Source organism: Massilia psychrophila, from assembly GCF_002760665.1.
Classification (GTDB): Bacteria; Pseudomonadota; Gammaproteobacteria; order Burkholderiales; family Burkholderiaceae_D; genus JAFCUW01.
Genome location: NZ_PDOB01000074.1, coordinates 1 through 3,039, shown reverse-complemented (window position 1 = coordinate 3,039; position 3,039 = coordinate 1). Strand labels below are relative to the sequence as shown.

The following is a 3,039-nucleotide window of genomic DNA, read 5'->3' as shown; positions in this document are numbered from 1 at the left end:
AACTCCTGCACATGATCCGCAAGGGCCAGTTCACGACCGATGGCACAAATATGACGTCGTTCGCCGATCAATTTTATGCGCTGGCAGTACAGGTCCGTCCAGTTTGAGGGCGCTGTACCTTTCGGAGGGCATCTCATTTTTTCGATCAACAACGCGACAAAGCCCGATGATGCCACGACTGGCCACCAATTCCTCGATGTCGCGAAAACTCAGCGCAAACCGGAAATAGAGCCACACCACATGGCTGATGATTTCCACCGGGTAGCGGAAGCCGCGGTAAGTTTTGGAATTTTTCATCCCGCTACTCTACAAAATTTTGCAGGCTGCCATAAGTTGACAGTACCCCTGTGCGTTCAGCGCTGCTATTTCATGTCCTCGAATCCTCATTAAAGTCACGCGCCTTTCATACTTGGTCCGCCGAGCTACAGGAACCAATATTCTCCGCGCCACCTACACGGCAGGGAAAGAGAAAATGTTAAAAGTAACTAACCCACCCATAAGCTGCCAAACCAATCCCCTCCAGACAAGCCTCGGGCTACTCGACAACCGAGGCCCCTGGCCGCTCGACCGGGCCCAGTGCTAAGAGAGCTAAGAGAGAGAAAAGAGCAGAAAGAGAGCAGAGAGTAGCCCACGCTATCACCGGAGCCAGCGGCGGTAGAACACCCTTGGGGTAACGATATGCATAGGTGGGTTAGTTACAATATATGCTATACTTGGCCGTAACTCCACACTTCTTTTTTCCCATGAGTAACCTAATTTTGTGGTCCGACGACCCTGTTCAAGCGTTCAAAAAATTCGTCGTCACCGACGCCTTCGCCAAAACCGGCCGGCGCCTCCCCGCCGATGGCATTCCCAGGACGGTCTCGACGGAATCTGCCAAGACGTACAACTTCATGTTCGGGAACGTGGTCGCATGGATTGCAGAACAGGATAAGACGCTGTTGACGGTGACGCAGACCGACCTGGCGCGCTTCGTCAACCGGACCGACAACGGCAGGCGTGTACTCAACAGCAAGATCGCATACCGGTACCTTCGTCTGCTAGAACGCTGCTACGAACACTTGGGCGTCACACCCAATCCAGCGAAGCAGGCGATCGTGGCCACCGAGGACACCAAAAAGCTCAAGGACGACGCAGGCCGGACGCTCTCAGCCGACCAGCTGCAGCGGTTCTTTGACGCGCTGCCGGCGGATCCACCGCGGAGCCGCCGCCTGACGCCGTTCGATGGCTGGAAACGCCGCCGAGACCGGGCCATGCAGGTAGTGATTGCGCTGGCCGGCCTTCGCGTATCTGAAGCAATCGGGCTTCTGCTGAGCGAAGTTGGCCACCAGGTGGCACTGGACGGCTCGATAGCACTGACCATCACCCCAGACGAAAAGCACGACACCAGCTACGAACACACGACCACCCTGCCCCGCGAAGGCGTCGACGAACTGCGGCCCTGGCTGCAGGAACGCAAGACGATGGCAATTCCAGACGACTTTGTTTTCCCGGCCAATGTCAAAGGCAGGAAGATGATCAAGAAGACCGTTTATATGCAGATTCGCAGCACCTTCGAACGCGCCGGCATGGACTTGTCTCGGGCCGGCGGGCGCACCCTGCGCAATACATTCGCACAACGACAATTGAACAACGGCACGAGCCCCGACGAGTTGAAGGACATTCTCGGCTTGGCGCTCGAGCGTTCAGCCGCCGACTATAAGTTCGCGCAAATCAAAGAAGACCCGGAACAATGAAGCTCTCCACAATTCTCGAGACCCTTGCGGCCGCCCGGCTGCCCTCCGTGACCAGCGAGCAGCTGCGGCACTTGGTCGGCACCGCCGAAGGTAAGGCGTTCGCCGACGATTTAAAACGGTTCGCCGCCGGCGAGATCGAGCGCCGGGAGCAGCTGGCGGCTGTCGTGCACGCGCTCGCACCAGGCGTGCGGCGAACTGTCGAGCATCTCGGCTTCAAGTTCGAACTGTCGACCATCATCTCCGCGGCCAAGCGTGAGGGCTCCAGCGGGATCGATACGATCAAGGGGGCGAACGCGAACGCCGGCAGCCGGGCTCGGGCTATTGTCTACCTCCAGAGTGCTGGACTGCCCTTGGCAGAGGCTGGCGCTGCAGTGGCGCCGGCACCAGCCACGCCGACCGAGCAGCCCTACTACAGCTTCAAGATTTTTGGCAGCGCCGCCGCACTGTGCGTGAGCGAGGCGCGTACGCGCGCTGGGAACCAGTGCACCATCCAGATCGAAGGCGCACTGCTGCTGGCTGAGGGCGGTCGCAAAGAGTTCGACTGGAGAAATAAGCTCATCGTCCAGCTGACTGTTCAGGAAGCGTATCTCGCCTTGGCAATGTTCGAGAACCTGATCCCGAACGTAAAGTTCGATGGCCACGGCCGGACGCACGAAAAGTCTTTGCAGATTGATTTTCAGGAGTCGCATTACTTCGTACGTGTGATCCAACGGGGTCGCGCAGCGGTTGCGGTTCCAGTACGTCCGGTCGACGCAATCCCGATCATCGCCCTGCTCTACAAGCAGCTATTGCGCAATGAACCTCATCTTCGGATCGAGGACATTCGGACGCTGATTGGGCGTATGGCAGGGATGCTACCGGCGACCAAGTGAGGTGGCCGTTCGGCACGGCGCTCAAACTTTCGAACTCTTCGGGTGATGACGGTAGTGTTGGGCTATCGCAGCCATCTACCTGCCAGATCAGGGCTGCGGGTTCCGTCGCATTAGCGGATTCTTGTCGGTCTTGAGGTAGACTGCGATGCCGTGACTTTGAACGAATCGACCTGCTCAACCTCAAAGGGATGCGTTTTCTGATCGATGTGATCTTGGTTTGTATCCGTTGGTATGTGGCTTATCCGCTGAGCTACCGGCATCTGGAAGAGATCATGCAAGAACGCGGCGTGTCGGTCGACCACTCGTCGATCAACCGTTGGGCGATCCGCTTTTTGCCGCTCATCGAGAAGATGGCCTGCAAGCACAAGCGTCCTGTAGGCGCCAGCTGGCGAATGGATGAGACCTACATCAAGGTCAAGGGTGTCTGGAAA

The 3,039-nt window shown here is 57.7% G+C and carries 2 protein-coding genes and 3 pseudogenes; 4 read left to right on the top strand and 1 reads right to left on the bottom strand.

From position 1 onward, the window contains the following. A pseudogene (locus CR103_RS24385) lies at window positions 1–107 on the top strand (IS6 family transposase); the annotation flags it as partial. A 61-nt stretch (window positions 108–168) separates the two neighbouring features. On the opposite strand, the pseudogene CR103_RS23735 reads toward CR103_RS24385, so the two are convergent. Further along, a pseudogene (locus tag CR103_RS23735) lies at window positions 169–297 on the bottom strand (IS6 family transposase); the annotation flags it as partial. Between the two features lie 446 nt (window positions 298–743). Here CR103_RS23735 and CR103_RS21605 point away from each other — a divergent pair. The 3 genes and pseudogenes from CR103_RS21605 to CR103_RS21595 all read left to right on the top strand — a co-directional run. Beyond that, the gene (locus tag CR103_RS21605) at window positions 744–1,736 is read left to right on the top strand and encodes a site-specific integrase (RefSeq protein WP_180279495.1); all 993 of its coding nucleotides are present in this window, start codon (window positions 744–746) and stop codon (window positions 1,734–1,736) included. Then, window positions 1,733–2,608 (top strand): hypothetical protein, encoded by an 876-nt coding sequence (locus tag CR103_RS21600; protein ID WP_099917941.1) that lies wholly within the window; start codon window positions 1,733–1,735, stop codon window positions 2,606–2,608. Before CR103_RS21605 ends, CR103_RS21600 begins: the two co-directional genes overlap by 4 nt. 188 nt (window positions 2,609–2,796) lie before the next feature. Then, a pseudogene (locus CR103_RS21595) lies at window positions 2,797–3,039 on the top strand (IS6 family transposase); the annotation flags it as partial.